General features: G+C 50.5%; 20 protein-coding genes. 12 read left to right on the plus strand and 8 right to left on the minus strand.

Annotated features, from left to right (window positions below; all coding sequences use genetic code 11):
- The 3 genes from G462_RS0118605 to G462_RS0118615 all read right to left on the minus strand — a co-directional run.
- Window positions 1–274: IS3 family transposase (locus G462_RS0118605; RefSeq protein WP_026960326.1), on the minus strand; the 274-nt coding region annotated here is incomplete at its 3' end.
- Between the two features lie 61 nt (window positions 275–335).
- Window positions 336–2,567, minus strand: a complete 2,232-nt coding sequence (locus tag G462_RS0118610) for a hypothetical protein (protein ID WP_026960327.1) — start codon at window positions 2,565–2,567, stop codon at window positions 336–338.
- A 73-nt stretch (window positions 2,568–2,640) separates the two neighbouring features.
- On the minus strand, window positions 2,641–4,134 hold the full coding sequence (locus G462_RS0118615; RefSeq protein WP_026960328.1) for a hypothetical protein: 1,494 nt from the start codon (window positions 4,132–4,134) through the stop codon (window positions 2,641–2,643).
- Window positions 4,135–4,274: 140 nt separating this feature from the next.
- On the opposite strand from G462_RS0118615, the gene G462_RS0118620 reads away from it, so the two are divergent.
- A complete protein-coding gene (locus G462_RS0118620; protein ID WP_026960329.1) occupies window positions 4,275–5,786 on the plus strand; it encodes a hypothetical protein in 1,512 nt (503 codons plus the stop codon).
- Between the two features lie 59 nt (window positions 5,787–5,845).
- Here the strand turns inward: G462_RS0118620 and G462_RS0118625 are convergent, their stop codons facing one another.
- Window positions 5,846–6,478 (minus strand): hypothetical protein, encoded by a 633-nt coding sequence (locus G462_RS0118625; RefSeq protein WP_026960330.1) that lies wholly within the window; start codon window positions 6,476–6,478, stop codon window positions 5,846–5,848.
- A 124-nt stretch (window positions 6,479–6,602) separates the two neighbouring features.
- On the opposite strand from G462_RS0118625, the gene G462_RS0118630 reads away from it, so the two are divergent.
- Genes G462_RS0118630 through G462_RS0118640 form a run of 3 tightly spaced genes read left to right on the plus strand, consistent with a single transcriptional unit; the run spans window position 6,603 to window position 8,025 of the window.
- The gene (locus G462_RS0118630; protein WP_157378676.1) at window positions 6,603–7,265 is read left to right on the plus strand and encodes a hypothetical protein; all 663 of its coding nucleotides are present in this window, start codon (window positions 6,603–6,605) and stop codon (window positions 7,263–7,265) included.
- Window positions 7,262–7,624, plus strand: coding sequence for a hypothetical protein (locus tag G462_RS0118635; protein ID WP_026960332.1), 363 nt, complete (start codon window positions 7,262–7,264; stop codon window positions 7,622–7,624). Before G462_RS0118630 ends, G462_RS0118635 begins: the two co-directional genes overlap by 4 nt.
- 14 nt (window positions 7,625–7,638) lie before the next feature.
- On the plus strand, window positions 7,639–8,025 hold the full coding sequence (locus G462_RS0118640) for a hypothetical protein (protein ID WP_026960333.1): 387 nt from the start codon (window positions 7,639–7,641) through the stop codon (window positions 8,023–8,025).
- A gap of 28 nt (window positions 8,026–8,053) precedes the next feature.
- Here G462_RS0118640 and G462_RS0118645 read toward each other — a convergent pair whose 3' ends face one another.
- Window positions 8,054–8,788, minus strand: a complete 735-nt coding sequence (locus G462_RS0118645; protein ID WP_026960334.1) for a hypothetical protein — start codon at window positions 8,786–8,788, stop codon at window positions 8,054–8,056.
- A gap of 177 nt (window positions 8,789–8,965) precedes the next feature.
- Between G462_RS0118645 and G462_RS0118650 the strand changes: the two genes are divergently transcribed.
- Entirely contained in the window at window positions 8,966–10,096 is a 1,131-nt protein-coding gene (locus G462_RS0118650) for a hypothetical protein (RefSeq protein ID WP_026960335.1), read from the plus strand.
- Window positions 10,097–10,115: 19 nt separating this feature from the next.
- Here the strand turns inward: G462_RS0118650 and G462_RS0118655 are convergent, their stop codons facing one another.
- Window positions 10,116–10,841 (minus strand): hypothetical protein, encoded by a 726-nt coding sequence (locus G462_RS0118655; protein WP_157378677.1) that lies wholly within the window; start codon window positions 10,839–10,841, stop codon window positions 10,116–10,118.
- Between G462_RS0118655 and G462_RS0118660 the strand changes: the two genes are divergently transcribed.
- Complete coding sequence (locus G462_RS0118660; protein WP_026960337.1) at window positions 10,821–13,334, plus strand: ATP-dependent helicase; 2,514 nt, start codon at window positions 10,821–10,823, stop codon at window positions 13,332–13,334. The genes G462_RS0118655 and G462_RS0118660 overlap by 21 nt on opposite strands.
- A 13-nt stretch (window positions 13,335–13,347) precedes the next feature.
- Here G462_RS0118660 and G462_RS24085 read toward each other — a convergent pair whose 3' ends face one another.
- Window positions 13,348–15,252, minus strand: coding sequence for a RecQ family ATP-dependent DNA helicase (locus tag G462_RS24085; RefSeq protein WP_169720192.1), 1,905 nt, complete (start codon window positions 15,250–15,252; stop codon window positions 13,348–13,350).
- A 77-nt stretch (window positions 15,253–15,329) separates the two neighbouring features.
- On the opposite strand from G462_RS24085, the gene G462_RS0118670 reads away from it, so the two are divergent.
- From G462_RS0118670 to G462_RS0118700, 6 genes are all read left to right on the plus strand, one after another.
- Window positions 15,330–15,692, plus strand: a complete 363-nt coding sequence (locus tag G462_RS0118670; protein WP_157378678.1) for a hypothetical protein — start codon at window positions 15,330–15,332, stop codon at window positions 15,690–15,692.
- Window positions 15,693–15,699: 7 nt separating this feature from the next.
- Window positions 15,700–17,649 carry an AAA family ATPase gene (locus G462_RS0118675; RefSeq protein ID WP_169720193.1) on the plus strand — a complete coding sequence of 650 codons (1,950 nt, stop codon included), beginning with the start codon at window positions 15,700–15,702 and terminating at the stop codon, window positions 17,647–17,649.
- Between the two features lie 2 nt (window positions 17,650–17,651).
- Window positions 17,652–18,170, plus strand: coding sequence for a hypothetical protein (locus tag G462_RS0118680; protein ID WP_026960340.1), 519 nt, complete (start codon window positions 17,652–17,654; stop codon window positions 18,168–18,170).
- A gap of 86 nt (window positions 18,171–18,256) precedes the next feature.
- Entirely contained in the window at window positions 18,257–19,216 is a 960-nt protein-coding gene (rdgC, locus tag G462_RS0118685) for a recombination-associated protein RdgC (protein ID WP_026960341.1), read from the plus strand.
- A gap of 89 nt (window positions 19,217–19,305) precedes the next feature.
- Window positions 19,306–20,151, plus strand: a complete 846-nt coding sequence (locus G462_RS0118690; RefSeq protein ID WP_026960342.1) for an EAL domain-containing protein — start codon at window positions 19,306–19,308, stop codon at window positions 20,149–20,151.
- 490 nt (window positions 20,152–20,641) lie between these two features.
- The gene (locus tag G462_RS0118700) at window positions 20,642–21,883 is read left to right on the plus strand and encodes a hypothetical protein (protein WP_035478344.1); all 1,242 of its coding nucleotides are present in this window, start codon (window positions 20,642–20,644) and stop codon (window positions 21,881–21,883) included.
- A 193-nt stretch (window positions 21,884–22,076) separates the two neighbouring features.
- Here G462_RS0118700 and G462_RS0118705 read toward each other — a convergent pair.
- A partial coding sequence (locus G462_RS0118705; protein WP_026960345.1) for an integrase core domain-containing protein occupies window positions 22,077–22,388 on the minus strand: 312 nt, incomplete at its 5' end.

The following is a 22,388-nucleotide window of genomic DNA, read 5'->3' on the forward strand; positions in this document are numbered from 1 at the left end:
GAGCCGTAGCCTTTTTCAAAATGGTATTCTCTTCTTCAATGCGGCGGAGTTTCTTCTCCAGCTCGCGGATCCGCTGTTGTTCGGGGGTTAGCGGTGAGCCTTTAGGGGATACGCCTTGCTTCTCCTGTCGCAGCTGGTTTACCCATTTACGCATGGCTGAGTCGCTCACGCCCATAGCGCTTGCTGCCTCGGCTACGCTGTAGCCCTGCTTCGTTACCAGCTGAGCGGCTTCTAACTTGAACTCTGCGCTGAATGTCGGTCTTGTGTTCTTCATTTCTACCACCTTTTGTCCGGAAGTGAGTCTATCACTTCGTCTATTCAGGTGGCCAAATTCACTATGCCACTACATATGAGCGTTTTTTATAGGTGTCCGCCAGTGAATTAATCTGCGAATAGGTAGAGAACACGACGTTGCAGTCTTTACGTACTTCAGCCAGATCAAAGCGAGGCGCATCAAAGTGCTTGCCAACGGTTTGCGCTTGTTGCTTCTGGTCGAACAGGACATCGCTACTTCCATACGCTTTTACATCTTCCGATGTGATGAACATTGGGCGGAAATAGTTGTCCAGCTTGGTCTCACAAACATCGCGCCAGATATCCGTCAATAGACCGTTGCGAGCGGTCAAGAACACAGGGATTTGGTCATTTTTAATCGACCAATACAATAGCGCTGCCAGAACGCGCCCTTTACCTTTGCCGGTCGTATCACCCAGTGTCATTGATTTACCGTTCTTCTGGCGCCAGATGGCCTGTGTGATCGCATCGATTTGCTCAGCGTCGAACGCCTCTTCAATATGCTCAATAGGTAATCCCATCTCGCTCATAAAGAACTGGTCGGGGTTGCCGACATCTCGCATGATCTTCTTGGCGACTTCTCGCTGTGCGGTGAGCATAGCGCGAGGGATGGTGCCGTTGGTTGGCTCGACCAAGTTGGTGATGGGGACGTAGCGATGTTGGAACTCATTGATCTGGAACTTAGATGACTGGCGTACTGCGCTCTGATGCGCGGCGATTAAGTCTGATATCGAGGTGGTTTCTTGAAGCTCGCTCTTGCTTAACTCAGTTAGGCCGTGGTCAACAGCTTTTTCTGCTAGCGTGGTTGCAAACGCATAGCTTTGCTCTGGGGTGTCAATGACTTCCAGCGTCAAAGGTGCGGGGGCGGTGGTGGCAATTGGGCGGCGGCCGGTGATGGCATAGATGCGTTTGGTGGCAGCTGCCGTGCGGCTGCCGATTAGCTCACCACCCATCTCAGCCAATGCATGGCAATGGTAGTTAGCGAAGATATACTCATGAAGGGCTTTAGAGCCATCAAGGACTTCACCTGTACGAAGCGGATCGTCGCCTTCTACTGCAAGCAGTAACTGCGTATCGTCTCCCACCGCTGAGAGAATATTCATCGCTTCAAGGTGGTCACGGCGGGTTACGCGCACGCCGTTGATGGTTGATTCGCTTGGGAGATTGCCACCATTGGTTACAGCAATGACGTGCCGGCCTTTTAAGGGGGTGGAGCGAGTAAGATCAACGCTGGTGGATTGCAGCGCTGCCGTCTGGTTCTCCAGTAGCTGATGCAGCTTGTTAGAGGTATCACCCACCAAGTGAATGGGGTATTGGTTAGGAATGAACGATAAGGCGCCTATGGAAGATTCATTGACCAGTGTGAGGTCTTTAATATTGTCTGAAACTTCGAAGAATCTGCGGGCGATATAGGAAAAATCAGGGCCGACAACCGGATTGAAACTACCGTGTTGCTTACCGTAGCGGGTAGCGTGAGGCAAAGTTGCGAATTGTTCGCTAAGCATGCGAAGGCGTTCTACATCAATATCGGCTTTGTCATAAGCGGCGTTGTAATCCTGAATCACCAGGCCGCGTATTAGGCCAACGATGTGTTTGGTGGCCGCCATGCCTTCCTTTGATAGGGGGTGGACTGGGTTGTCCATGTCTGCCAGCAGCTTCTCAATGCGTTTCTCGTCGACGTAGTCTCCTTCCATTGTCTCATGCAGAAAGCCTTGCGCCGCGGCCAGCATGTCGTCTTGTCGGTGTGTTGAGTACTGCATGAAGCGCGGGTTGCTGCTTTTCGAGCGTTGAACGATGAGATCGTTGTTAGAGTAGATAAAGCGAGTCGCGCCATTGCGATAAACCGGCTCGCCTTTGCGGTTTAGGCCAACCTTCTCGACATCAGCATTGACAAGCCGTTGCGCTCTGTGGCTTTTGATGTCCAGCCAAAGTTGGTTGATGTCCGTTTCGCTATAGCCTGCCCACAGCGCGGTTATGTCATCGAGACTCTGTTCGGTTACGGCGGCCTTGGGGAACAGCTTCAGGTAGCGGTTGAAATCCACGCCAGTGATCTTATGCGTTTTAGGATCGGTGTGCGCGGGAGTAAACAGTGCTGGCGCATTGCGAGCAGCAGCGATTGGACGGTAGTGCAAGTCGTTTTTTAGCTGCTCTATCTGGGAGTTGGTAAGCGCACCACCTAGCATGACCACTTGCGCGCCGCTGGGGAGTCTAATCGGTGTGAGTTTGGCATTGTAAGCTGACAGGTCGAGCCATTTTTGCTGTTTGCTGGCCATAAATATAAGCCCCTTATTGTCTATCCATTTTAAACACAAAACCGGCCCGTAGGCCGGTAGTACCATCAGCGCCTTAGTTAGGTGAGGGGCTAAACATTTGGTCCATTTCTGAGTCAAGCGAGTTCAAGAATTCATCATCAAACATCGGGTCATCAGGGTGAGCTTGTGGGGGCTCTTGCGCGGCAGGCTGGCTTTGTGCTGGCTCTGCGGTTTGGGCGGGTGCGCTACTGTGAGTTGGCGACGCTTGTTGGGGTGAGGAAGCTTGTTCATTGGCAACCGCTTGCGGTTGAGCTTGACTACCTTGCGCTTGCGCCGGAGCGGCCTGAGCGCTATTCGCGTTTTGATTCTGCTGCGTGCTGGTGGCTTGTTGCTCAGCGTTGTTGTCTATAAACAGGTCTTTGCGAACCATTAGCGCAGGATAGTCAAAGTTCGCTGTAGGAATATGCTCGATGCGGTATTGGTCGGCATAGTAGGAATCGCCCATGCGGTGCAATGAAGTGGTAATTCGGCCTGAGGTCGGTTGTTCGTCATCATCTTTGAGGAAGGAGAATCCGGTCATTGCAAGAGTGGCCATTCCATAGTTACGCATGCGCTCAGGATTGGCGGGGTCTTGGAACTCGTTTCGGAACTGGCCAACCAGAGACTTACCTTGTTCGTTTAGCACCGAACGGGTGACATCGCCACGTGGCCCGGGCGTGGTTTCCGTTGTAAAGTAGTTCTCGACGCTCTTTTGCCCCATGGAGTTGCGTTGCACCGGAATAATTTCAATAAACACTGCATCTTTTGGTAACTGCGCAAACTCAGGATTCTCGGTAAGTTCAAGCAAGCTCTGTAGATCGCGCGCATTGGTACGATCTGACTGAAGTAATGACTCCAGTGCGGCATTACCCGCCACAGGGACATAATTGTCATTTTCTTTATTAAACTGGCCCGCAACGCGCGCTATCGCCACCTCGGGGATATCGGCGTTTTCGGTGTTATCGACCAGTCGAACCATGACCTCAGGGACGTACTGAGGGTGGTTTGGGGCAGGATGCTCAAGCGCGGCTGCAATTGACGCTTTGATTGCGTCCGCTTGAGACAGGGGGAATGCTTCCGCTTTGCTGACCACATGTAGGCGAGTAAACAAGCGGTTGGATGAATTCTGGTCGTTCGCGCGCTTAAAGACGGGATTGATTGTAGTCCAGCCATATGACGCCATACGTTGTTTGTTGTTGGGATTCGGCACAACGCGGTGAGCCCACGCGCTGCTATACGTGTTCTCGCCGGTTTTGCGGCAGTTCTCAAAGCTTAAGATCCCGCCAGGTTTCTTGCCGCCATCGGATACTGCAACCTTGTGAAGTACATCCTTCATCTCTGGACGCGAGTGGCCATTGTAGTCTTTTTGATCTTCCCGAAGCGAGATAGTTACTTGCTCGTTGGTACCCAGAATCGTGCCGGTGACAGTGTGCTGACGGGGGTTGTCGCTGGCCAAGTTAGAGCCTGTCACCATGATTGACAGGTTTTTCATTGGCTCTTGTACTCGGCGTTTTTGCTGTTCGGCTTTCAGAGTTTTTGCGATAGACATAGCTTGGTCCTTGTCAGTGTCTTTTTATTCAAAGAGTTAGTTTTCAGCGTGTGGTTTTCTTTTAATATTTTCGCGTTGCGTAGAACGCAATACAATATATAATGCACAGTGGTTATGCAGTCAACACTTAGGATGGATTTATGAGTCAGTTGCAGCAGCTAAGACAAGAGGCGGCCTTTATCTTGGAGCAGGTGCCCCATCGGCAGGTGCTAAGCGATACCGAGGTGGCTGATTGGCTTGATTACATGGTTGACAACTTACCCGATGAGATCTTGTTCCACGCCAGGCGCATAGGCTCGATTGGGGGATCGGAAATTGGCACTGTGGTGCAGGCGTTAAGAGACTCCCGAGCCACGAACCCCGCCGAGCGCAAATTTACGCACAGTTCAGTGCAGGATGTGATGAACTACAAGCTACTGCGTACCATGCCAACGCCATCGGAAGGACAATTTCGACGCGGGCGCGAAATGGAGCCCATCATTGACCGTTTATACGAAGAAAAGTTGTCACAGTTATACCCCAACGAGGCGGTGATGCCGCGACCGGACTTGGTCAATAAAGCGCTGGCCGCCGATGTCGAAGGCTTTGAGGGTTTACGGGTACAGATAGATAAGATCTGGCAGGTTGGTAGTAAGATAATCGTTGTCGATTACAAAGCGCCATCTGAGAAGGCAGTTAATGCGTTTCAATACGACAACTCAATTAGCTACGATTGCCAACTGGAAGTGGGCAGACAATTGGTAGAGAGTATTGTACCCGCTGGGCTTACGGTCGATGAGGCTCAGTTAGTGACGCTAAATTATCAATCGTTTGAGCTTGACGTCTATGCAGGGTATCGCGATGACGAGCTGGTATACGATATTAAAGAGGCCTGTGGCCTGTTTATCGCCGCGCGTGACAAAGGTGAGGTGCCCTCTTATGCGATGCCTCTTCACCATATTGGCGATCCGCAAGACTACCCTGAGGACATTCGTGATGCCTTGTTCAAGTACTCGATAGCGAAAGTGACGGCGAAGCTCGCCGCTAGCCTGGCCAATGATTGTGAAGCAAAGTTCACCCCCTATCTGGCGAACATGGCCAATGCGGTTGGGAATGTCTTTACGACGCAATTTGGCGCGCTGAATGTTAAAGGGCAGAGCCGTCAGGTGATCGATAAAGCGGCTGCGTTAAAAGATTTATCTACCGCGCTCACCGACGAGCAGTTGGAGGGTATTGGTAAGAACAATTCGAAGCTGATAAAGGCGCTTAAAGAGACCTTTCCTGATGGCTTCGGGCGTTACATCACGGATGAATTCGAGATTAAAGCGGCCAATACGTTGGCGAAAAAGGGCGCTCAAAAAGAGCTGCTAAACGATATCGAGAGTGTGGTTAATCAGTTTTTAGGTGATGGCGTAAGCGACTTGGCAAAGGGTGTGCAGCAAGCCGAGGAGGCGGATTACGATGTGGTTGAAGATCGTAACAAGCAGATACAGTACCTACAAAACTCCGTGCAGCGAGAGTTCGCCCCGGATGCTAGGTCGGTAGCTGAAGGGCTATTGGCCGAACGTGCGGAGCAATACAAGATAGTATTGCCTGACTCCGGGGCGTCGGTTGCGGTGTCGGACAGCAGCGATGATAACGTAGAGGACTTCCTCAATAGCATGGCCATGTAGCTAGCCGGTATTTGTGAATGTAAAAAAGGGCCTAGCGCCCTTTTTTACATTCAGCCGACTTATCTGGTTTGGGGTGGTGAGGCAACCAGCACAGCATTTAGCTGTAGTGCGTTTCTGGCTTTTCTGCGGTGCCGGTGCACTAGGGTAAAGCCTTGTAGCTGCAACTCTTTGGCGTTGGCTATGTGGCGTAATATCACCGAGGTCAAATCACGATAGGCGTTTCTGGTTGTGTGGTATTGGTCTTGTGTTACCTGCTCGCAACCATAGGTCAGTGTTGCCAGTATTTTCACCGCCAACGCAGCTGTGCAGTCCGTTTGCTCCGTTAGCCTACCCAAATAACTCAGAACTCGGTTGATGTCATCTCGCGCTAAACAGGTTTTACCGTTGGTCGGCGGAGTAAGCACTGTGGTTGGGTTAATGGTGTCGGGTGTGTCAGGTTTGGTGGTAGAGAGTTCGCGGTTTAAATACCGTTTGGCATCGCCGCTGTAGCTAAATTTTAGCGCGTCACTGTCAGCGCAAAGTTTCAGCCCGAATTCTAAATCCAATGACCGCCAACGAAATGGGGTGGACTGCACGAGAAGGTAAAATGCCCACATGAAACGACTGTAGTGCTCGCTCGTCGCGAGGAAGTTGTTTCTAATGGTCATAACATCGTTAGCATCGCTGCATATTCTCGACGTCTCAGCAAACATCAACTCCTCCATTTATTGCTGTAATATGGTGTATGCAATATATATGGTATACACTAACGCATGGCTGACCTATTTGTTTTTACATAGGTTGAAAGTTAGGAAACCACAGAACGAGGCGAATTACATGGCTGTACCAGTCGCATTCGCCGCTGCAGCTAAGCTGGGATTGAAGCTAGTTGCGAAAAAGGCGGCGGAAAAAGTAATTGAGCAAGTAAAGGAACGTGGCATTGAGGGTTGCGCTGATATGGCGATGAGCCTTGTGAAAGGTCGTGGCCGAGATGCTGCTAATAAAGCTACTGACGCTAAGGATGACCGCATGCAAGGCGCTTCGAGTATTGGCGAGCAATTACCCGACAGCAGTCAAACAATGGCTTCGGTAGCTTTCTCTAAAGGGGCATTTCTCGTTGGCGACAAAGAAATAGAAAAAGTATCAGGCGTATTGGGAAAGGCGCTCCATAATCAATCATCTTGGGACAACTTGCAGGTTACGGCTCCGCTAATTGGTGCGAAAATTGGTCCTCATATCGGGCGGCTTATCGAAGCCAATCCCGTGGCGAACCTTACTGGAAACCACATGAATGCCCTATTGGATAGGATGCGTTGTGTCACCATCGTGGACAGCATGTTAAATAAAGATGATCAGGAAAAAGCTTCTTCCACTGCTTTTAATGCCGGGATGGGGCAGGTCATCGCCACAGACAATCCTGATTACATGCATACGCCAGACCCGGAGCGTAAAGCGCAGGCTGAAGCCGATCTGCGAATGAGTCTAGGGAAGCAGTCATGACCGACACGTTCACTGACGCTTTGATGCAAGCTGCAGAGCCTATCGATAGAGCGTCGTTGCCAGGCCAGTTAAGAGAGCAGCTGGAAAAGGGGGATCGCTACCGAGAGAACATAGAGAAGGCGGCATCACTGCTTGCGCTGTTCGAATCCATGGCAGACTACCATGGTGCTATCAAGGATATTCAAACGATCCTGTGTGTCCACTTCATCGCGCTAACGGAGAGTGATTTCTTGTTGGTACAACCGAACTTGGACAAGCACGAGATGATGGCTCTGATCGTCTTCCGTCGGCAACTGTTTATGGAGATGGACATGGTGCTAAGTGGAATATACGAGTTTGCATCAATGCACAAAAGCTAACGTGGAGACGAATAATGAAGTGGGTATTGCAAGAAATCACCTTGCGCAGTTATGACGATAATAATCGCGCCCTAAGCGCACAGACGCTTTGGCTATCCAAGACGAATACTCAGGCTCAGCGCCCTTATATTCTGAAATGTCAGGTGCGCCTTACTATTGGTGCTGATGCACAATTTGGAAACCTTGGCTTAGAGGTGACTGACAAGCCCGTTATTTTTGAGCAAGGAAATACGTCACCGAAGAGCGTCAAGTTTGGCGAATCCATTTATGACGCCGTTACCCCGGCGGCATTGTTGGAAGGTGTGCCATTAGATTTGGAAGAGCACTTACTGAACGTGGTTCGTCGCAAGGCGCTTCGAAAAGAAATGCGCCTTAATTGCGCGGACTGGGAAGTAAGTTGATAAAAGGGGCCGGTTGGCCCCTTTTGAGTTAACTGGCTTTCTGCGCCAGTTGCGACTCATTGATAATGAGTTCGGGCGGTAGAAGGTTTTTCAATGGAGCAGGAAACGTCACTGGTCCTTCGTAGCCGTAGATGGCAGCCTGGTAATCACCATTTTCTTTTCGAGCCACATAGGCATCATTGAGGATCGTGACAACCGTGATCCGCTCACCGTTAATATCAACAGGGTAACTGATTGCCCCAATATGCTTGAGTTGCTCAAGGCTGACAATTTCGTCGATAACTTCTGGATAGGCGGCAATAAAACTGTTGCGATTGGCATACTTAAGCCGTTGCTCGCCTTTGTTTAGGTGAAAATAGTCTTGTGCTACCAAGGTCTGTTTGAAGCCCGGGGCTTGCTTTTCTTGCTGATCAATCCAGCGTTCGATGCTATCTCGAAGCAACTGATTCATCTCACCCGCTAGGTTACCAACCTTGACAAAATTCACACGCCTAACATGCTCCTCATGTAAGCGAATGTTGCTTTGTTCTAAGTCGTAAATCATCGTAAACGTCAGCACGTTAACTTGTGCTTCTTCACTATCATCACTGGGATTTTGAGTCGCATTGGCTACCGCAAAGTCGCCGGTAGTGACAAAGGTGATGCCGCATTTGGGCAGGGTGATGCCATCGAGGGCGATCCCATTGATTACGCGAGCGCCAGTGTCATCAAACTGTGCGTCAGAAGGGCGTTGCAATCCAACTAGGTTGATCTCTTTTTTCATTGTGAAGCTTTGTGCGTACTATACATGGTAAATTATGTTAGCAGTACATCACCGATTTTTCAATTTTAGCGAAGGAAACAACTATTTACATCCTTATTGGGTGAGATAGCGTTTTGCTATTGAATAAACTGTTATATGCTGTAAATTTTAAGCTATACATTGTATTCGGATCAAATTATGAGTGATAACGATCACGAGTTGCTTCAGTTAGCAGCGACATTACAAGGGGCTGTCACTAAAGCCGGAGGTAAACCACAACAGGAAGAGCCAGGGCGTCGAGTTAGCGACAGGCCTTCTCGAACGGTGTCGCCTTACGCGAATCTAGAGTTGGGTATCGCGCGTCCGTTTACGGGTGCGGATATCGTCCGTGAGTTAAACACTCGGGGTATTGCTGCTCAAAAGTTCATCAGCTTTTTGGGTATCAATATGAATCGTTGGTCCAACTTAACAAAGGTCTCCAATGATGGACGGGATATGTCGGTTGATTTCGTTCCGCCAACTATCGAGATCCTTTTCCGTCTATTGCTCGCGTTTCCCAAGTATGCCCCTTGGGATCAGCCGACTCCCTTAGACATCATGACGAAAGCGTCCATGGACCCTAGAGAGTTGGCCTTTACGGTTGGGTTGTCTGGTGCCGCTGGAGAAAACTGGCGTCCATCTCCCAATAACACTGCGCGCAGCAAGAAGGTGGCTACCGCGGTAGAGGTGTTGCTGTCTGTGATGGATAAGATGTTGGATGACAATCACACATCCGAATTGTTCGAGAATGTCGCTCGGCACGTGTATACGTTGCGAGAGCGCGCGGAAAGCAGCAATGATCCTGTTATTCGAAGTGTATGGGTCACGCCATCAGAGCAGGCCTTTAGGCGTGTTCGAAAAGAGTTGCGCTCTACTATTCTTCAGCTTCACAGAGGAAAGAGCAGCCGCAGTCTTACGCGGTCCCGTTGTGACACGATAATGATGAATTTGGTCGTTGATAGCGATGAGAAAAATCAGACGCTATTTAATGATTGGCAGAAAGACTCTGGCTTGGCCGACGTTGAATTGAAAGCCGCCATAGAGGTTACGCAACAATGTGTTGCTTGGTTGAAGCTGCGCAACAAGGTGCAAAAAGCGCTGTTCGACAAACTCCAACACGAAGAGCTCGCCGGTAAAGGTTTGGATATTGAATCTGCTGCATATGTTGCATTGAAGGGAGCGCATTCATCTCTAGAGGCTGAGTTAACCAACGCGACTGAAGCGTTGACGCAGCTGACCGGGGTCGTGTTCTATTCGCAGCAAGTGGATGAAGCTGAGGAGCATGAGTAGTCATGCTCCGCTGGCGCATTCATCTATCACCCTCTACGTAACAGGTAGCCCAAGGTACTTCAAAGCTGAATGGCTTGCTTAGCAGGCTGTTTGTGCTTTGTTCGAGCCAGTAGTCCCCGCCAAACTTTGCTTTGCAAACTCCCACTCTATTCGCTGTTAAGTAGTCATCTAAATGTGCCTGTGCTGCATGAGCAGCCTGGCGGCCCATAGAGCTGGTGGACCGCCTCTCAGCGGATGTTTCACCGGTGATGGACGCCTCTGACATTACCGCCGCTGGCTTAATCTCTGGAAGATATGTCAACGCGCTCTGCAGCATATTGCGACTTCCGTTACTCACCAGTGAGAAATTAGCCTGTTCTGGCGCTTTGTCCATCAAGGGGATGTGGAGTAGAACCGGCTGCAGTTGAACGTATGGTAAGAATCGCCATGCTCTGTGCTCTTGGTTCTCGCTGCATGATTGCACGAGGGACTGGATGTAGTTACAGAATTCATCCATGGAGATGGTATCTATCTGTGTCAGGCTGCTGACATTATCACCTTGAAGATACACGCGGATGATGCCGCCGCTACCATGGGTGCCATGTGTGGCCATAAAAATAAGGTGTCTAGCGTTTCGAGATAGCAACTCTTTGAGATATTTATTCATCATTAGCCAACTGTGCAATGTATAGCGTATAGTAGAGCATTGTTGGTTAATACTTGCAATCAGTCCAAGGTGGTGAGAATGAAAAACGGTGAGCATCAATGGCAGACGACCTTACCGGCAAAGCCCATCAATGAGTTGCTGAATGAGCTAAATGCGAACCAGCTCTCGGGTGCCACCAGCAACGCACGAGCGATTCGAATGATTGCCGGCCCTGGCACCGGCAAAACGAAAACCATGTGCTCGCGTGTGTGTCGCTTGATTTCAGATGGGGTTGAGCCCCGTTCTATCTTGGCGATTTCATTTACTAACGAGGCCACTAAGTCCTTTAGTGAGCGCGTTAAAGAGGATGCGGGTTATTCAGGTCACCTCGTTGCGCTCAGCACCTTTCACGCCATTGCTAACAAATTCTTGCAGCGCTATTCAGGCCATACGTTTGTCAAAGATACGCTTGGCTACAGCGAAGGCTTTTTCATCATTGATACCGACGATAGTGATAAGCTGGCTTCCGAGGTCATAAAGGCGTTCCCTGATGGCATACGGCTGGCGTTAAAAGAGGCGGGGCTGACCAACAAGGCGCTATTTCAGCAATTAAGTAAACACCGCGCTGAAATGACGTTACCTTCACATTTGCTAAGGACTACCCTCACCAGGGCAGCAAAGACCCCTGCTGATTGGGATACGTTTTTAAAATCATGGTTTGTTTCTATCCCTGATGTAGCGGAAGAGGCTGCGCGAGCAAGGCTGAGCAGACAGCTGAAGGCCGAGCCGTGGTTGAAGGATGCTTTGGTCGCAACGTTTTGGAACCAGTACAGAAGTAAGTGCGTCTCTGTCCATGGTATGGACTTCGATGACATCATGTTGAATGCGACGCTGATGTTTATCAAGCATCCCGAGGTGGCTGAAGAGTGCGCACGTCAGTATTCCCACTTGCTGGTGGATGAGTACCAAGATGTGAACTCAGTGCAAGCTCGCTGGGTGCAAGCTCTGTATAAAGCTAATCCTGCATTAAACCTGTTTATTATTGGTGATCCTCGGCAGTCTATTTATGGTTTTCGAAATGCCAGAGTCGAGTTGATGTTGCACGCTGAGCGCTATTTTGGTGATTTTCAGACGCTGGAGCTTGTGGATAATTATCGAAGTGCTGCCGGCATGCTTGCGACCTCGAATGTATTTGCTCGTACGATGCAGGGGCAGATCACCGATGGGCAGCTGCGCTCGCCAACTGCCAGTTCGAATCACGCGTTACCGGGCGATACCTCCTGGCAGGTGTTCGACACGGACCATGAAGAGGCCAACTGGGTGGTATCCGATATTGCTTCGCAACTGCGGGCGGGAGTAGCGCCGGATGATATTTACGTACTCTACCGGACTCGTTCAGCGTCAAAGTGCGTTGAGAAGGCGTTGGCGGATACCCAGATTAACTTCCAAATGATTGGTGAGATGAACTTTTATGAGCGCGCTGAGATTAAAGATACGTTAGCGTTACTGCGTGTTCTATCGCGCTCAAAAGATATCTTGTCGTGGGCGCGGTTAGCGGACTGTGCAATACCTGGCGTGCGAGGGTTGTGGCTTCGCGAGCAGCAAGCGAAAGATCGGGCGGTGTCACCAGCGCAGCTAGTACAGCAACGCATCAATGCTCGCAACAAAGAAGGCATAGAGGGTTTTCTGTCGATGGTGGACGAGTGCTCTGAAGTACTTCAGTTCATTCCTGGGGTTAACTGGAATGATTACTACCGAGAAATCAATATGCCCAATGTGGACGCCAGTGCTATCAGGGAGATGCTATCTGATCCTGAGTTCAGGGCGCAGTTTGAGCAGTTTTGTCAGGACGAAGTAAATTTCTTCATTGATCGTCTTTGTAGTCAATGGTGCGAAAGTATACGGCCTCACTACAGCAAATTGGATGAGCGCAGCGCCTCCCGCGCTAATGTTGAACTGTCAGCTGAGGAGTTGACACAAGAGCGCTTAGATCGCGTGCGAACCTTATTCGACGAGTTAGGCAGCCGGGTGTTACAGCGACAACCGCTTAGTGACATTGTGGAGGACTTGCTACTGCGCGCCTCTCCAGTAAGAGATAGCGTGAGTGGTTCGGTAAAAATGATGACGGGACATGCCTCTAAAGGGCTTGAGGCATCAGTGGTGTACATGGTTGGCAATGAGGAGGGGCTGTGGCATCCCAACGCGAATGATGCCAATGAGGTTGATGCTGATGACGAGGAGCAATCCGATGAACAGGCAGAGAGCGCGCGCGTTTACTATGTCATGTCCACTCGGGCAAAGCACCGCCATGTCTACACGCAAGCAAGGCAGCGTTTAGTCAACGGAGAGATACGGCAAAGCAAGCCTCTCTCTTTTCTCGCGGAGCATTTTGCGACTGTAGATAAAGAGCCTAACCCGCAATGCCGTATTCACTATCATGATCATGGCGCAAATGCATCCAGCCAAAAGACGCAACAACAACGTGGCCAAGTTCACGCGTCAGCTCAGCGTGCTCCGTCATCGCCAAACGCTAATGAGACCTCCCTGATGCGCAGGCAGCGGGCGCTCGCTAGTGAAGAGGTGGCGGCAGCGGGGGCTAGCCCCGGTAGATAAAGAACATACAGGGCTATTTGCGCGAAATGAGCGCTTGCTGAGCCTTCTTGATTTGATGTTGTAGAAGCATCATCGCCTGTTCAAATTCCGCTTGCCTCTGTTCAGTTAGGGTGATACTCGCCTTGTAATACCCTCGGGCTGGCTGATGCGTTTCGGTCATGCGCAATACGGCAGCAAAGTACTTTTGCTGGAGCTCTTGGTTAACCAGCTCTAATGTTGGTACCTGAAGACGCCTGGCTATCATATGAAGGCCCTTCCCATACATCGATGCGAGTCTGTGTATGATCTGCGAACGCGCCGCGTGTTTGGCGTTGGTTTGTGGCCTTGTTGCACCGCGACCTCTCAGACTATCACAGACACTGCAGCAATCCGCCACCTTACTCGGCGCGCTGCGAGAGCTCCCAGTAGAGAAGTGGTTTAGAAACACTTCCCTGAGGCACCGGGTCGCTGCCAAGTATCGATTGACCCGATCAAGATCTGCCAAAGCCTTGTCACGAAGTGCATTTTGACGGGTGAAATCGATAGTGCTCAGTTTGTTGGGATCGAGGATCTGATAGTAGCGGGCGAAGGAGCCTGGCGCTTTGAGCTCATTATTGAGTTCTAGAACGCCGTGGCTGGCTAGCAACTGGCATACGAGCTCCATCTGAGAGCCGATGATACCAGTGGCTTCACGAAGTAAGTGGCTACCTGACGAAAAGGGCTCGTCCATGCTTGCTGCATACGCGGTGATCCGCTCACTCCACCGAGCCAACGCATCGCCACTCGGATGGCTCTTATCAACCAAGAAGCGGGCGGAACTGATGCTAGCAGTGGGGTGATGTATCATCACGTGCATTGCAGGTTCACCATCTCGACCGGCTCGCCCAGCCTCTTGCCATAGCGCTTCAATCGTGGACGGCGCTTCATAATGGATGACGGTGCGGATGTTCGATTTGTCGATCCCCATCCCAAACGCATTGGTCGCAACTACAATCTCAACGTCGTCAGCTAGAAATTGCTGTAACACAGTCTGCTTTTGCTCTTGGCTGAGTCTGGAGTGGAAACTCTCCGCATTTTGACCTTGTAGGCGTAGCGAACGGCACAACCGTTCAACGCTCTTGGTGGTTGCGCAGTAGATCAATATCGGGCCAGCGGCCTTCCTGTGCGAAACCGTACCCATTATCGCGTGAGTCATGAGTTGATGAGCCTGTTCACGTTCGATGCTCTCTTCTCGTAATGCCTTCACCCTTTGACTCAGGCTGATAGGTTTTTGGGAGCGTCGTTCTCGGCAGTCTACTCTGAGGAACTTGATGTTGGGCCGGTCTAGGTGCATCTTTAAAAGCATTAATTCACGCTGTAAATGCTGCTGTATCTCGGCGCAAACTGACTCTGGGGCGGTCGCAGTAAATGCACTGACGGAGACTCGTCGACCCTGCTGGGTTTCCAATGATGCGATGAATGGCGCTAGTTGCCGATAAGCCGGCCGGAAGTTACCACCCCACTGGCTAATGCAGTGGGCTTCGTCAACAACAATTCTGGCAACTCCAGTGTTAGCCAGTATTTGGATCATGTCATCTGAGCAAAAGCGCTCAGGACTCATATATAACAGTTTCACCTTACCGAGCTGTCTGAATATCGTTTGCTGCTCGTAGCGAGGAATAGCTGAGTGGAGAGCGGCGACCTGTTCTTTAGGTACGGTATCTAAGAGGCTATTCACCTGATCATCCATGAGCGCAATCAAGGGGCTTATGACAATGGTGGGTTTGGTGTCCAGCAATGCGGGGATCTGATAGCAAAGGGATTTCCCGCCACCGGTTGCCAGTAGTGCCAAGCAATCCTGATTAGCAGCGATGGCTCGCACAATGGGCCATTGTGCCTCTCTGAAATTCGAATACCCCTTAACCCGTTTGAGGGTATCGATTAAGTCATTATCGTCCATATCCATCCAGATTGATGTTGCTTTAAAATATAATACCCTATATATTGTATTGTGTCATTTGGATTTTTGAGGTCGCTATGGATAAGTTGTCACAGTTAAATGAGCAGGGACGAAGGATCGCTCACTTGCAAGGTAGTCAGGCTCAGTTGGAGCAGCAAATTGCGCAGCAGCGGGCCGAGCTGCGAAACCATTTTGGTACTGATGACCTGGCTCAGGTTGAAGCATTGATTGCTCGTGATCGGCAATTAGTGGCTGATGCCGACGCTTTCATTGACGGTGGCGTTCTAAAGCTAGAAGAGGCGCTTAGTCGAATGGAGAGTGGTAATGGCGGGGATGCGGCTTTTTGGGATAGTTTCGAGCAGCTAATCGCGCAAGCGAGACCGTTAGTAGGCAAGATGCGCGCTGCGCGGGGCAATGGCGTGGAGTCCTCTCATGGATAGGGGGGCCATGGTTGGCCGTGCGCTGCCAGAGCTATCTCACCGCGCGGCAGCATTGGCGGGGAAGCAGCAATTGCTATTAGATCAAAAGGCAGGTCTGCTGATGCAACAGGCGCGCGCCAATACCATCATTGGTGATGCCAAAATGATGGACAGCATACTTGACCAATTTCAGGCGAAGGCGTTTGAGCTAGGTGGCGGCGCGATGGAGCAGTTGCTGTCTGCAATGCTTAGGGATGTGTTTTTCCACGACGACGCTAAACAGGCGGTGAAACTGCGTGCGACAGTCAAAAACCGTCAGCCCCAATTGCATATCAAGACAGAGAAAAATGGTCAGCACTTAGATGTTCTGACCGGGAGAGGTGGTAGTGTCGTTAATGTTATCTCTACTGCGTTGAGTTTAATCGCGGTAGTTCGCCATTGGCAGACTCGCCCCATTCTGTTCATTGATGAAGGTGACTGTTGGGTTGCCAGTGAGAACGTCGGTCGATACTTTCAGGTATTAAGCAAATGCTGTGACCAATTGGGGTTGCAGGTGGTTTTCTTGTCTCACCACAACGTAGCGCTTCCCGCGAGTGTCACCGAGTTGAGGTTAACGCCGGGCAAAAATGGCTTAGAAAGCCAACCCGTAACGGGGACGGTGTCGGGTGTTCATAGCGCGGTGGATATTCATGATGAGCAAGCCACTGAGCGACAGCAGCGGCGTCTATCATCGGTGACGTTGGAGAATGTCCTTGCGCACGAGCGCACGACCCTCACATTAAACGCCGGGCTCAATCTGGTTCGGGGTGATAATGATAGTGGCAAAACCTGCATTCTTCGCGCTGTCAGTGCAATGATGGAAAACTCGTTTCTTGGTTGTGACAGTTTCTTACACCATGGTGCAATCAATGGTGCGGTCACGTTGTCGTTCGAGGATGGCTGCAGGGTGCGCTGGGCTATCGATACATCAAAAGCCAGACGCTTGGCGACGGGCATTAAAGGTGTGCGCGTTATGTATGAGTTGTGCCTGTCTGGCGAGGAGGTTCCTCGACGTTTTGAGTTGGATCTAGGCAAGCCGGTTCCCGACGATGTAAAAGCTGCGATGGGTTTCGTTCATCACCGTGGTCAAAACATCAACATGATTGAGCAGCTGAACCCGTTAGGGATGTTATCTCCGGCTTTTAGTGCTGAAGATCGGGCGCGCTTAATTGATTTAGGTAACGAGTTTCTTCTCGCTATCGGTTTATATCAGCTGCATCGTGACAAGTTGAAGGCCTTGCGTGCTGAGTCGCGACACTTGTCTGGGCAGGTAGGCGAGATAGACGCAGCTTTGGAGGTGGTTAGGCCGATAGGAACTGCTCAACATATCGCGGACAACCTAGCTGGATTTTCGCAGTATCGCAACGAGTTAAATACGAGTGAAACGTCCGCGGCCTTGACTGAGCTGAGATGTCTTGAAGCGCGCCGCTCAGCGTCACAGGGGGTGTCACGCGCAGAATTTCTTTTCAAAGCGTTAAAAGGGGTGGCTCAGTACCGACAGTATTTTGCGAATCGTACCAAGGCGGTGCCGTCGTTCGTCGCGCACCAACAAGCTCCAAGCGGTACGGCAGAACTGCAAGGTATTCAGGGCTTACACCAGCTGCTGACGGAGATGAGCGAGGTTAAACAAGCACTGTCTGAACGGTGTCGGGTGTGGGGCGCATTGCGATCCAACACAATGGCACGCGGGCGGATAAAAATGGCGGAGATAGCTAGCAAGATGGTTGTGTATACGGCTGGTTGGCGCCAGCAAAAACAAATGGCCATCGACGCCTTCTTTAGTGCTAACGAGACCCTGTCATTGCATGCTCAGGGTGGGTGTTCTTTGCGCCAAGCGAAAGAGGACTACCGCGTGTTAAAGACCGCTATTCCACACTGTGCCGAGTGCGGGCAGCCACTGCTTGAAGGCTCTCATAGAGACAAAACGGAGTTGGGCTAACCATGCGCGAATTAAATCTCGATCTGCACCCCCGCACGCCTTTGGGCCAAGACATTGGCAGAAAGCACCGGGAACACCTATTTCAGTTTCTCAATATTTTCTATACCGGAGAGCTTGATGCATTCGAGCCTGGTGTCGACCCCATCGCTCAGCTAGTCATGCTCTCGTTACAAGGGGTGCGAATTTCCTTTGTCGTGGATGATATCTCTGCGTTTCGCGGCATGTTTCCTAGCTTGGAGCTTGCTGGCATTGAATTTGTTAACGAGAAACCGGAACAACCAGACTTGTTGGCGGGCAGCGAGTCTTCACCACCAGTGGGCTTAGCTGCAGAGGATGTGGAAGCGGACTTTGAGTCCGTGTTTCTGGGTCAACTGACAGCATTAAATACGGTAGACGCGTCAGCTCAACAGGGCCGAACACAAGAGGTATGGGAGTCGCTGGTGGAAGAGCAGTCGTTCAGCCCAGAGAGTAAAGAGTACCTTACTTGTCTGTATCAGGAAGCAATGCAATTATCAACCTAAACAGACGTGTGCAATGTATAACGTATTGTGTGAGTTTGATTGCTGGTGTACTATTGACTAAATTCCATGTTACAGCATGTTTCCGAATGCTAAACAATATATCCCTTTTCTCTTTTGCTTCAGATGCTAACGTGAGTCGCGCTTTGGTTGAGGAGTTTACTCAATCGCATCCCATTGAATGTACCACTGGGGTCAAAGCGCGAACAATTGGCTTCGAGCCCCCATTTATTGATGCCAATTTAGAGGCGCCTTGGGCTGAGCATTTTGAGCAGCGAAGCTTGGTTAAGGTGGTTGTCGAGCAAAGGAAACCTTCCCGGCAGCAAATCACTCGCGTCTATAACGAGCGTGTTCGGGAGTTATTAAAACAAGGGGTTAGCCTGACGCGCAAAATGGAGCGAGAGCTAAAAAAGGCTGTCGCTGCTGATTTGATTAAAGAGGTTGCGCCGATCCAGCAAAGCTACTTTATGGTATTCGACTTTGAAACCAAGTTGCTATGGGTGTCAATGCAGAGTAAGCAGGACCTGGATAGTCTGAAAGGCCTACTGGTTGATTGTAACCTAAGAATCAAGGAAGAAGCGCTCAACCATAATATCGAACAGATCATCACCGATATGCTGCGTGACCCATCCAATGCGATAAAAAGTGATGAATTCGACTTAGGGCACGCTGTTAAGTTAAAAGAACTTGATGGCGAAGAACACTCACAGTCAGTGTACTCTTCCCAAGATCTCGGTAACGACGAGATTGAGTCCAATTTGGAGCACGGGAAGTGCGCCACCAGCCTAGAACTCGTTTATAAAGATGCGGTCCGTTTCCGTATTAACAACCGACAGCAACTTACTAACATCAAGCTCATCGCCAATGTCGATACGCTCGGGCTGGATCTCGAAAACCAAGAGAGTAAGGACGACCGACTCTATGCGGATCTGCGATTTAGGGCGCATCTTCGCGTTTCTATTATTCAGTCGTTGATCGCGCCTGTTCGTTCTTTGTTGTCAGATGAACTCTGCGGGGGCACCCCAGATTTTCAAGTAATTACTAACTAGCGGTTGTCATGCTGGTGATATTTTGTATTGTATTTGTGTTGGTATTTGCGGCAAGCGCGATGCAATTTGGATAATAAAAGGATTTTATGATGTGGACAGATCGGTTGAATCATCTCTGTAACGACACGAGAATCGTGCCGTACTACCAGCCCATTTTTCAGTGTGGGGGGCGGCTACTCAAAGTGCCCCGAGTGGAGGTGCTGATGCGTGGATTGGCAAGGGAGGAGGAGATCATTGAACCTCGTATTTTGCTCCCGCTTTTGGAGGAGAGTGCCCAGTATGATGATGCCTACGATGAGCTGTTGCGGGGAGTGCTAAACGATAAAGTCGCTCTTCAAAACGCGTTCGGTTCAGAGTTGATCGTATGCATTAATATTTACGCAAAACAGTTGATGAGGCGATTGGACTGTGATCGGCTCTATGCATTCATCGAAAGCATGTCACCGCTTCGGGTCGAAATTGAACTCAGTGAAGGCGACCGGATAACCAATGAGAGTCAGTTGGCACGGAACCTAGGCACCTTGCAACAATTCGGTACCCAATTGGCCTGTGATGACTTCTCCAGTAAGTGGTCCTTTATCGACCGACTAGAGCGCACCCCTTTCGATACGATCAAGATTGACCGTGGCTTGCTAGAGCGAGCGGGAAGTCGTGATGTGCCGTCAATCGTGCAGAGGTTGTCGGCGGTGACGTTAGAGACGTTGTGCTCTGCTGGTGACGATTACACGGTGGTGCTTGAGGGTATCGAGTCCCAGCGGCATTGGGGCTTAGCTCAGCAGTTTGGTTTCGAAAACGTGCAGTTGCAAGGTTTCTTGCTCGCGCGGCCGGTAAGTATAAACGTCTTATTGGAGCAGTTTTCGCAAGGTCTATGGCAGCAAAAAGTCCGCGACTTGAGTACGATGCGCTCGATCTCTTTAACGGCTGAGGCTGTGTAACATGGTGTTGGCATCTCCCGAGGTGAGCAGCCACACAATCCGGTCGGCGGAGTTGGTTGATGCCGGATTGGAGCTCGCTGAAACCTATGGGTTTTATTGGGTGCACCATGCTCATATTGGAATGAGCTGTAAGGTCAGCAAAGCCACGGTGTTTAGGTACTTGGGCGATAAGTTATCGCTGCGGGTCCATCTATTGGATGCGCTCGATAAGGCGCCGAAAGGAGGGGGCACGCGTCTCAGAGAGGAGCTTTCAATCATTAAAGCGCGTGCTCAAGACTATACAGCACGATATCCCGGTACGTTCATGGAATTGGACTCCTACTTGTTACGATTGCGCGCGTCAATGCCGGACGAAGCCGACAGAATGCAATGCTTCTGTGAGCGGCCAAACGGTCGCGTGCTCATGGCATTTCTCCTCAGTATTAGCCATTGGGGACAGTTCAACTTTTAGCGCCGTACTTAATATGATCAACGGATGATCGGAGTGAGCATGGTAGATATTAAACGATTTCATCAAGCGCAGTTTACTGAGCAACACCCAGGACTTGCGCACACTCATCCCCAAAGTATTGCATGTCATGGTTACATGGTGGCGATGTTAAGTGAGCACTTAGCGAGCAAAGTGGTTCCTGAGTTGGATTATGCAGAGCGTAATGCACTTTTACATCTTGGCTTGCATTCGGGTATGCATTTGCTCGACAGCCCAGCTGAGTGGCAAGATACACAGGAATTTGTCCACCGCGCGTGCAGCGGGCCATCTCAGGGCCTTGGTGAGTGTGTGCTCGGTGTATCTGGTCAGGCGCTAATGCGCTCTCCCTTGGTGTACCTCCATCGAGCGGCCAAGATCCTCGATGCCATATCCTATGTGCGACTAAATGGCACTGTTAATTCCCAATTGCAAAAATCCATTATTCAAGGTTTGTTTGAGGGCTATGCAGCTAATATCGCTGATGCGCAGCAATGCTGCCCTGAGTTGGCCTGGCGCTCGCTCAATAACGGTTTGACTGAGTTTCTGAGTGGGCCATCTGGCCTGCTGCTGCTCGATATGAATCAGCCAAGTGATGTAAAGGGCCTGCTCGGAGAAGCATTTGGCCTTACGGTCAAGGACATGGCACGGGCTCAATACCTCGACCGGTGGCATACTGTAATGACTCTTAAGTCACAGAACCTGAGTAGTCATCAGGCCGGTAGTACGATGCTTGGCTTGCACATGCAGGCTCTAGTGATGCCCGACGCGACGGACAAACAACGCTGGGAGCTCAGCGACTATCTGCTGACCCATGATCTCGATGAGTTGATCAGTGGGGATGGGAATGGGGCGTTTCGCGCTTATATGCGACAGGTCGATCCGGTGGTCATGGAGCGAACGCAGGGTGTACTGGACCGCTTGTATCCTGAAGGTAAGGCAAAGCGGGAGTGTGTGGAAGGGACACCTAGTAAGTATTTTGCCAAGCTAGCGGATATTCTCGATGCCAGTGCCTTTATACACGATTTCGGTGGACCCGATGCGGAGATGCAAACGGCCATCAGTTTAAAGCTAGATGAGTTCTACGACAACACGCTGGCAAAGGCGAACGCTGCGTTCCCGTCGCTAGACTGGTCTAAATGCCAACAGATCAGGGAACAATACCTGTATCGAGAAAGCTATAGTGCGGATGCCGCACTGAAGCTGGGTACCTTTGACATGCTTCAAGCAGATAGTGACCATCAACCCATTTCCCAGATGGGGTGAAGAGTATCGGTCAAAACTTGTTCTGACAGTGAGTGAACGAGGCATGCGGCCAAACTGAATTGCACCTAACTCTTGCTAGTAAAAGGCGGTCATTCACACGTGAGTGTGCGGGGTTCACTATATGCTCTCTTTAAAGTGTACTAGCTCAGACCTGATCTGACAGTTACCCAATTTTGAATCGGTGCCTGTCAGTTTAGATTTGAGCTAGGTTCTTCTCAGCCCAAATCGATTTCCCATCGAGTAAAGTTTCATGTGGTGTTCTGCCACAGCATATTTTCCCCTGATGAGTTCGCTCATTGTTGTAGTAAGCCATCCATTCGTCCAGATCTTTCTGTAGCTCTTCAAGGCTCCCGTAGAGCTTCTTGCGGAAAGTCACCTGGTAGAACTCGTTCAATATGGTCTTGTGGAAACGCTCGCAGATGCCGTTCGTCTGCGGAGACATTGCCTTAGTCTTGGTATGGTCGATGTCGTTAATCGCCAGATATAGCTGGTAATCATGCTGCTC

It is taken from the genome of Aliagarivorans taiwanensis DSM 22990, assembly GCF_000429505.1.
Taxonomy (GTDB): Bacteria; Pseudomonadota; Gammaproteobacteria; order Enterobacterales; family Celerinatantimonadaceae; genus Aliagarivorans; species Aliagarivorans taiwanensis.

Bases quoted from the DNA above. Each gene is read 5' to 3' on its own strand.
- G462_RS0118610 (WP_026960327.1), bottom strand. From the start codon at position 2,567: ATGGCCAGCAAACAGCAAAAATGGCTCGACCTGTCAGCTTACAATGCC.
- G462_RS0118615 (WP_026960328.1), bottom strand. From the start codon at position 4,134: ATGTCTATCGCAAAAACTCTGAAAGCCGAACAGCAAAAACGCCGAGTA.
- G462_RS0118620 (WP_026960329.1), top strand. From the start codon at position 4,275: ATGAGTCAGTTGCAGCAGCTAAGACAAGAGGCGGCCTTTATCTTGGAG.
- G462_RS0118625 (WP_026960330.1), bottom strand. From the start codon at position 6,478: ATGTTTGCTGAGACGTCGAGAATATGCAGCGATGCTAACGATGTTATG.
- G462_RS0118630 (WP_157378676.1), top strand. From the start codon at position 6,603: ATGGCTGTACCAGTCGCATTCGCCGCTGCAGCTAAGCTGGGATTGAAG.
- G462_RS0118635 (WP_026960332.1), top strand. From the start codon at position 7,262: ATGACCGACACGTTCACTGACGCTTTGATGCAAGCTGCAGAGCCTATC.
- G462_RS0118640 (WP_026960333.1), top strand. From the start codon at position 7,639: ATGAAGTGGGTATTGCAAGAAATCACCTTGCGCAGTTATGACGATAAT.
- G462_RS0118645 (WP_026960334.1), bottom strand. From the start codon at position 8,788: ATGAAAAAAGAGATCAACCTAGTTGGATTGCAACGCCCTTCTGACGCA.
- G462_RS0118650 (WP_026960335.1), top strand. From the start codon at position 8,966: ATGAGTGATAACGATCACGAGTTGCTTCAGTTAGCAGCGACATTACAA.
- G462_RS0118660 (WP_026960337.1), top strand. From the start codon at position 10,821: ATGAAAAACGGTGAGCATCAATGGCAGACGACCTTACCGGCAAAGCCC.
- G462_RS24085 (WP_169720192.1), bottom strand. From the start codon at position 15,252: ATGGACGATAATGACTTAATCGATACCCTCAAACGGGTTAAGGGGTAT.
- G462_RS0118670 (WP_157378678.1), top strand. From the start codon at position 15,330: ATGGATAAGTTGTCACAGTTAAATGAGCAGGGACGAAGGATCGCTCAC.
- G462_RS0118675 (WP_169720193.1), top strand. From the start codon at position 15,700: ATGGTTGGCCGTGCGCTGCCAGAGCTATCTCACCGCGCGGCAGCATTG.
- G462_RS0118680 (WP_026960340.1), top strand. From the start codon at position 17,652: ATGCGCGAATTAAATCTCGATCTGCACCCCCGCACGCCTTTGGGCCAA.
- rdgC (WP_026960341.1), top strand. From the start codon at position 18,257: ATGCTAAACAATATATCCCTTTTCTCTTTTGCTTCAGATGCTAACGTG.
- G462_RS0118690 (WP_026960342.1), top strand. From the start codon at position 19,306: ATGTGGACAGATCGGTTGAATCATCTCTGTAACGACACGAGAATCGTG.
- G462_RS0118700 (WP_035478344.1), top strand. From the start codon at position 20,642: ATGGTAGATATTAAACGATTTCATCAAGCGCAGTTTACTGAGCAACAC.